We start from the raw sequence: 7096 nt of genomic DNA on the forward strand, positions 1-7096 counted from the left end.
TCGCTTCAACAAGAAAGATCAGGGAGGACCTGCCGATGGAAGTGATCCCACTGCGCGAGGGATTCGGAGCCGAATTGCGCGGCGTCACGCTGTCAGATGTTGCCGCCAGCGATACCGCCTATGCGGCGGTGCGCGCGGCGTTCGAGGAACACTCGGTGCTGGTGTTCCGCGGCCAAGAGGTCACCGACGACATCCAGCTCGCGTTCTCGCGCCGCTTCGGGCCGCCCGAGACGACCAAGGTCGGCTCGATGGGCACCGGCTCGCATTTCGTGATCCTCTCGACCTTCGGGCCCGACGGCAAGGTGGTTCCGTCGGACCATCGGCAGCAGTTGCGCGCCAAGGCCAACCAGCTCTGGCACACCGACTCCTCCTTCAAGCGCGTGCCTGCACTGACCTCGATCCTGTCGGCGCGCATCATCCCCGAGCATGGCGGCGAGACCGAATTCGTCTCGATGCGGCTTGCCTTCGAGCGGCTCGACAAGGACACGGCGAAGCGGCTCGAGAACTCGTTCGCCTGGCACTCCTACGCGCATTCGCGCAGCAAGGTCGCCGCCGGCCTCGCAACGACGGAGGAAGTCGACGCATTGCCGCCGGTGTGCTGGCGCATGGTGTGGCGCAACCCCGTCAACGGCCGCGGCGCGCTGTATCTCGCCTCCCATGCCTATGGCGTCGAGGGTATGGATGCCGATACCGGCAAGGCGCTGATCGAACAGCTGACCGACGCTGCGACCGCGCCCGGCGTCAGCTATCTGCATCAATGGAAGCAGGGCGACGTCGTGATGTGGGACAACCGAGCCACCATGCATCGCGGCCGCCCCTGGCCGGCGCACGAAGGCCGCCTGATGATCCGCACCACGATCTCGGCGACCGATGCGGATGGTGTCGCGAGCGTCAGCCCACCGACGTCGCAGGCGGCGGAGTAACGCGCGAATGTTCTCATCATACCGTCATCCTGAGGTGCGAGCGCAGCGAGCCTCAGGATGACGGAGAGAATTAGGATGCGCTGATCCATATCGGCGACAAACTGTCGCTGATTGCGAGATACTCCACGCCGCACACTTTGGCGAATTCAAGCGGAGATGCGCCACTGCATAGCAAAACAACCGGAGTTCCCCGCAATCGCAGCCATTATTCCCGGTCGGCGGATATTTTGATGCACTCGCGTCATCCGAATTGCCAATCCCCGCGCGACCCTCGCCGGTTGCCCGGCAGCCTCACCGTGGTATCGTCGATGCCAATCGGCCATTGAGACCGACATGCGGGAGGGGACCATGCGGAGCGTGCAAGCGCTGGCCGTTGCGGTGTTGTCTGTGTTGACCATCTGTGACGTATCACGCGCAGCCGAGCCGAAATCCGGCGGCGTCTTCAAAATCTATCATCGCGACAGTCCAGGCAGCGCCTCGATCCACGAGGGCGCGACCTATTCGCTGAACGTTCCGTTCATGCCGATCTTCAACAATCTCGTCATCTTCGACCAGCACATCGCCCAGAACAGCAGCAGCACGATCCGGCCCGAGCTTGCCGAAAGCTGGGCCTGGAGCGGCGACAACAAGACACTGACCTTCAAGCTGCGCACGGACGTAAAGTGGCATGACGGCAAGCCGTTCACCGCGGCCGACGTCAAATGCACCTTCGACATGCTGATGGGCAAATCGCAGCAGAAGTTCCGGCAGAACCCGCGCAAGTCCTGGTACGACCAGGTCGACGAGGTCACCATCAACAGCGACTATGAGGCGTCGTTCAAGCTGAAGCGACCGCAGCCGGCGCTGTTGTCGCTGCTTGCCTCGGGTTATTCGCCGGTCTATCCGTGCCATGTGTCGCCGGCGGAGATGCGCACCAAGCCTGTTGGTACCGGCCCGTTCAAGTTCGTCGAGTTCAAGGCCAACGAATCGATCAAGCTCACCAAGAACCCTGACTACTTCAAGAAGGGCCTGCCCTATCTCGACGGCATCGAGCTCACCATCATCCCGAACCGCTCGACGGCGATCCTCGGCTTCGTCTCGGGCAAGTTCGACATGACGTTCCCGACCGAGGTCTCGATACCGCTGCTCAAGGACGTCCAGTCGCAGGACCCAACAGCGGTCTGTGTGGTGGAGCCGAACAACGTCTCCACCAACATCATCGTCAATTCGACCGCCCCGCCGTTCGACAATCTCGACATCCGCCGCGCGCTGGCGCTGGCGCTCGATCGCAAGGCGTTCATCCAGATCATGTTCGAGGGCCAAGGCGACATCGGCGGCACCATGGAGCCCGCGCCCGCCGGCCTGTGGGCGATGCCGAAGGACATGCTGGAATCCATTCCCGGCTACGGCCCCGACGTCGAGAAGAACCGCGAGGAAGCGCGCAAGCTGATGCAGAAGGCGGGCTATGGCCCGGACAAGCACCTGCAGATCAAGGTGTCGACCCGCAACATCGCGGTCTACCGCGATCCCGCGATCATCCTGATCGACCAGATCAAGAGCATCTATATCGACGCCGAGCTCGACGTCGTCGACACCGCGCAGTGGTTCCCGAAGATCGCCCGCAAGGACTATTCGCTCGGCCTCAACCTGACCGGCAACGCCGTCGACGAGCCCGATCAGTCATTCTACGAGAACTATGCCTGCGGCTCCGAGCGCAACTACACTAATTACTGCAACAAGGACATCGAGAAGCTGTTCGACCAGCAATCCGAAGAGACCAACCCCGACAAGCGCAAGAAGCTGGTCTGGGAGATCGACAAGAAGCTGCAGGAAGACGTCGCGCGGCCGATCATCTTCCATGCCCGAACCGGCACCTGCTGGAAGCCTTACGTGAAGAATGTCACGATCATGTCCAACAGCTCCTATAACGGCTATCGTTACGAAGACGTCTGGCTGGATAAATAGGCAGGTACAGATCGGATGAGAGCTGGGCTGCTCAAGACTTCACCTCTCCCATCGGGAGAGGTCGCGGCGAAGGCGCGGGTGAGGGGTCACGCCCTAACGTGGGACCTGCGCCCCCTCACTCGGCGCTTCGCGCCGACCTCTCCCCGCCGGGAAGAGGTGAAGACCTCGCCTATGCAAATTCTCATAAGCATCGTTCGGTAGCACACCGACGAAAGGAGAGAGCCAAGGTGTTTGCCTATATCGTGCGGCGGCTGTTCCTGATGCTCGTGACCCTGTTCGGGATCTCGGTCATCATCTTCGTGCTGCTGCGCGTCGTTCCCGGCAACATCGTCGACATCCTGTTCGATGCGGCGGGCTTCGTCGACCCCGCCGACAAGGCCAATCTCGAACGCGAGCTCGGCCTGAGCCAGCCGATCGTGATCCAGTATCTGCACTGGATCGGCGGCCTGCTGCACGGCGATCTCGGCTATTCCTATGTCTCGGAGAAGCCGGCGCTGGAGGAGATCCTGCCGCGGATCCCGATCACCGCGCGGCTGGCGGGGCTGGCGCTGCTGTTCTCCGCCTCGATCGGCATCCCGCTCGGCGTCATCAGCGCCGTGCACCAGGGCTCGAAGCTCGATTATGCGCTGCGGGTCGTCAGCCTCAGCGGCCTGTCGCTGCCATCGTTCTGGCTCGGCCTTTTGATCCTGATGGCCTCGGTGTCGCTGTTCGGCACCATGCCGATCTTCAATCCGAATCCGAAGACCTGGCTCGAGGCGTTGACCATCTATGCGGTGCCGGCGATGGCGGTCGGCTTCCGCAGCGCGGCGCTGACCATGCGCATCACCCGCTCCTCGATGCTGGAGATCCTGCGCCAGGACTATATCCGCACCGCGCGCGCCAAGGGCGCCTCCGAGGCCTCGGTGAACTATCACCACGCGCTGAAGAACGCCGTGCTGCCGGTCATCACCGTGATCGGCATCGAGGCCGCGTTCCTGATCGGTGGCCTGATCGTCACCGAGACCGTATTCAACATTCCCGGCATCGCCCGCTTCCTGGTCGAGGCGCTGCGCTGGCGCGACTACCCGATCGTGCAGAACCTCGTGATGTTCATTGCCGTCGTCGTGGTGGTGGTCAATTTCATCGTCGACATGCTCTATGCGGCAATCGATCCGCGCATCCGGTTCGGGGACTAGCATGATCCGGAAAAGTGGGAACCGGTTTTCCGACAAGATCATGCTCAACTAAAGAGGCCCGATGGCGACGATCAACTTCGATAGTGAACTGCGGCGCGCCGGGGCCAACGCCACCGGCGGCTGGGGACGGCTCGCGTTCCTTGCGCAGCGCCATGTGCTCGGCACGATCGGCCTGATCATCATGCTGCTGTTCGTGTTGACCGCGATCTTCGCCGACGTCATCAGCCGCTACGATCCGCTCACCGTCGATTCAGCGCACCGGCTCGCCGCGCCCTCGATGCTGCACTGGTTCGGCACCGATTCCTTCGGCCGCGACGTCTGGAGCCGCATCATCCATGGCGCGAGGATTTCGCTTGCAGTCGGCATCGGCTCCACGACACTTGGCGCCACGCTCGGCGTGATCGTAGGCCTCGCCTCCGGCTATCTCTCCGGCTGGGTCGATCTCGTGTTCCAGCGGGTGACCGACATCCTGCAATCACTGCCGCTGCTGGTGCTTGCGCTTGTGATGACCGCGGCACTCGGGCCCTCTCTGCCGAACGTGATCCTCGCGATCGCCATTCCCCTGATCCCGACCGTCGCCCGCGTGATCCGCGCCAACACGCTGGCGCTGCGAGAGCAGCCGTTCGTCGAAGCCGCCAAATCGATTGGCATGAGCGAGATGCGGATCGCGCTGCGGCACGTGCTGCCGAACACCATCGCGCCGTTGATCGTGCTCGCCACCGCGCAGCTCGGCTCGACCATCCTGACCGAGGCGTCGCTGTCGTTCCTCGGCCTCGGTATCCCCGAGCCCTATCCGTCCTGGGGCCGCATGCTGTCGGAATCCGCCGCAGAATATGTCCGCACCGCGCCGTGGCTGGTGATCTTCCCCGGCATTGCGATCAGCCTCGCGGTGTTCGGCACCAATCTGTTCGGCGACGCGCTGCGCGACATTCTCGATCCGAGGCAGCGCGGCTGATGAGCGAGGCACTTCCGGCAGAGACGGTTCTCGACGTGAAGAACCTGCAGACGGTGTTCTTCACCAACTCCGGCCTGTTCCGCGCGGTCGACGACGTCTCGTTCTCGGTCCGTCGCGGCGAGACGCTGGCGATCGTCGGCGAATCCGGCTGCGGCAAGAGCGTCAGCGCGCTCTCGATCATGCGGCTGGTGCCCGATCCGCCCGGCCGTATCGTCGGCGGCTCGGTGACGCTCGAAGGCACCGACCTCCTGAAGCTCGACGATGCCGCGATGCGCGCCATCAGGGGCAACCGCATCTCGATGATCTTCCAGGAGCCGATGACCTCGCTCAATCCGGTGATGCGGATCGGCGACCAGATCATCGAAGCGGTGCGGCTGCATCAGAAGGTGAGCAGCAGGGAGGCCTGGAAACAGGCCGTCGACATGCTGCGGCTGGTGCGTATCCCCGAGCCGGAGCGCCGCGCGCAGGAATATCCGCATCAGCTCTCCGGCGGCATGCGCCAGCGCGCGATGATCGCGATGGCGCTGGCGTGCCGGCCGGCGCTGCTGATCGCCGACGAGCCGACCACGGCGCTCGACGTCACCATCCAGGCGCAGATCCTGTCGCTGATCGTCGATCTACAGCAGCGGCTCGGCACCGGGCTGATCCTGATCACCCATGACCTCGGCGTCGTCGCGCAGACCGCACAGCGCGTGATCGTGATGTATGCCGGCAAGAAGGTCGAGGAGGCGACGGTCGAGTCGCTGTTCGAGACGCCGTTGCATCCCTACACCCGCGGGCTGATGGCCTCGATCCCCGCGGTGCCCTCGCCCGACGCGAAGGCCGACGTGCGGCTGGTCGAAATCCCTGGCATGGTGCCGTCGCTGACCAGGCTGCCGCCCGGCTGTGCCTTCGCGCCGCGTTGCAAGCTCGCGGTCGACCGCTGCCGCCAGGAATATCCACCGCTCGACGAGGTCAAGAGCAACCACTGGGCGGCATGCTGGCGCGCCGGCGAGCTGGCGGAGGCGTCATGACCGAGCAACGCCCGCTCCTCGAAGTCACCGATCTGGTCAAGCACTACGCGGTGCGCGGCGGCGTGCTGCGTCGCCAGGTCGGCACCGTGCATGCGGTCGACGGCGTCAGCTTCTCACTCGGCGCCGGCGAGACGCTCGGCCTGGTCGGCGAATCCGGTTGCGGCAAGTCGACGGTGGCGCGCACCGTGCTGCGGCTGGTCGAGCCGACCAGCGGCGCCATCAAGCTCGACGGCGAGGATATCGCGCCGCTCAGCAAGACCGCGCTGCGGCCCTACCGCCGCTCGATGCAGATCGTGTTCCAGGATCCGTTCGCCTCACTCAACCCGCGCATGACGGCGGGCGACATCGTCGGCGAGCCGTTAAGCGTGCACGGCATCGCGACCGGCGCGAAGAAGCAGGAGCGCGTCGCAGAGCTGTTCCAGCAGGTCGGCCTCCGGCCGGACCAGATGAAGAATTTTCCGCACCAGTTCTCCGGCGGGCAGCGCCAGCGCATCTGCATCGCCCGCGCGCTCTCGCTCGGGCCGCGGCTGATCGTCTGCGACGAACCGGTCTCCGCGCTCGACGTCTCAATCCAGGCGCAGGTGATCAATCTTTTGATCGACCTGCAGCGCAAGCAAAATTTCTCTTACCTGTTCATCGCGCATGATCTCGCGGTTGTCGCCCATATCAGCCACCGCGTCGCGGTGATGTATCTCGGTCGCATCGTCGAGATCGCCGACAAGCACGAGCTGTTCGCCAACCCGCGCCACCCCTATACGCAAGCGCTGCTCGCCTCGGTGCCGATCGCCGATCCCAAGGCCAGGCGCTCCGCGCCACTGATCGACGGCGACGTGCCGAGCCCGATCAACCCACCCTCGGGATGCGCCTTCCACACCCGCTGCCGCTATGCGATCGATCGCTGCAAGACCGAACGCCCCGCGCTGCAGGCGGCGGGCGCGGGGCATCAGGTGGCGTGCTGGCTGAATGACGGAACGGGGCGCGACGAGTAACTCAGCCGTCGTCCCGGCGAAGGCCGGGACCCATACGCCGCGGCCATGGAAACGGGCAAGCGGCCAGAGATCGTGCCGCCAACCAACATTCGTGGTT

Annotated in this window: 6 protein-coding genes; all 6 read left to right on the top strand. The window is 64.3% G+C overall.

Annotation, left to right across the window (positions count from 1 at the left end; genetic code table 11):
* Positions 1-35: 35 nt before the first annotated feature.
* Positions 36-923, top strand: coding sequence for a TauD/TfdA family dioxygenase (locus tag QDT69_RS35030; protein WP_279711025.1), 888 nt, complete (start codon positions 36-38; stop codon positions 921-923).
* Between the two features lie 348 nt (positions 924-1271).
* Entirely contained in the window at positions 1272-2867 is a 1596-nt protein-coding gene (locus QDT69_RS35035; protein WP_279711026.1) for an ABC transporter substrate-binding protein, read from the top strand.
* Between the two features lie 227 nt (positions 2868-3094).
* Positions 3095-4042, top strand: a complete 948-nt coding sequence (locus tag QDT69_RS35040) for an ABC transporter permease (RefSeq protein WP_074129975.1) — start codon at positions 3095-3097, stop codon at positions 4040-4042.
* Positions 4043-4103: 61 nt separating this feature from the next.
* Positions 4104-4997 (top strand): ABC transporter permease, encoded by an 894-nt coding sequence (locus QDT69_RS35045; RefSeq protein WP_279711027.1) that lies wholly within the window; start codon positions 4104-4106, stop codon positions 4995-4997.
* A complete protein-coding gene (locus QDT69_RS35050) occupies positions 4997-6010 on the top strand; it encodes an ABC transporter ATP-binding protein (RefSeq protein ID WP_279711028.1) in 1014 nt (337 codons plus the stop codon). The genes QDT69_RS35045 and QDT69_RS35050 overlap by 1 nt, the downstream gene beginning before the upstream one ends.
* Positions 6007-6999: a dipeptide ABC transporter ATP-binding protein gene (locus QDT69_RS35055; protein WP_279711029.1), complete on the top strand. Its 993-nt coding sequence runs from the start codon at positions 6007-6009 to the stop codon at positions 6997-6999. Before QDT69_RS35050 ends, QDT69_RS35055 begins: the two co-directional genes overlap by 4 nt.
* Positions 7000-7096 lie beyond the last annotated feature (97 nt).

This window comes from Bradyrhizobium sp. CER78, assembly GCF_029846235.1.
Lineage (GTDB): Bacteria > Pseudomonadota > Alphaproteobacteria > Rhizobiales > Xanthobacteraceae > Bradyrhizobium.

Coding starts and splice junctions, on each gene's coding strand:
- QDT69_RS35035 (WP_279711026.1), top strand. CDS start 1,272: ATGCGGAGCGTGCAAGCGCTGGCCGTTGCGGTGTTGTCTGTGTTGACC.
- QDT69_RS35050 (WP_279711028.1), top strand. CDS start 4,997: ATGAGCGAGGCACTTCCGGCAGAGACGGTTCTCGACGTGAAGAACCTG.
- QDT69_RS35055 (WP_279711029.1), top strand. CDS start 6,007: ATGACCGAGCAACGCCCGCTCCTCGAAGTCACCGATCTGGTCAAGCAC.
- QDT69_RS35030 (WP_279711025.1), top strand. CDS start 36: ATGGAAGTGATCCCACTGCGCGAGGGATTCGGAGCCGAATTGCGCGGC.
- QDT69_RS35045 (WP_279711027.1), top strand. CDS start 4,104: ATGGCGACGATCAACTTCGATAGTGAACTGCGGCGCGCCGGGGCCAAC.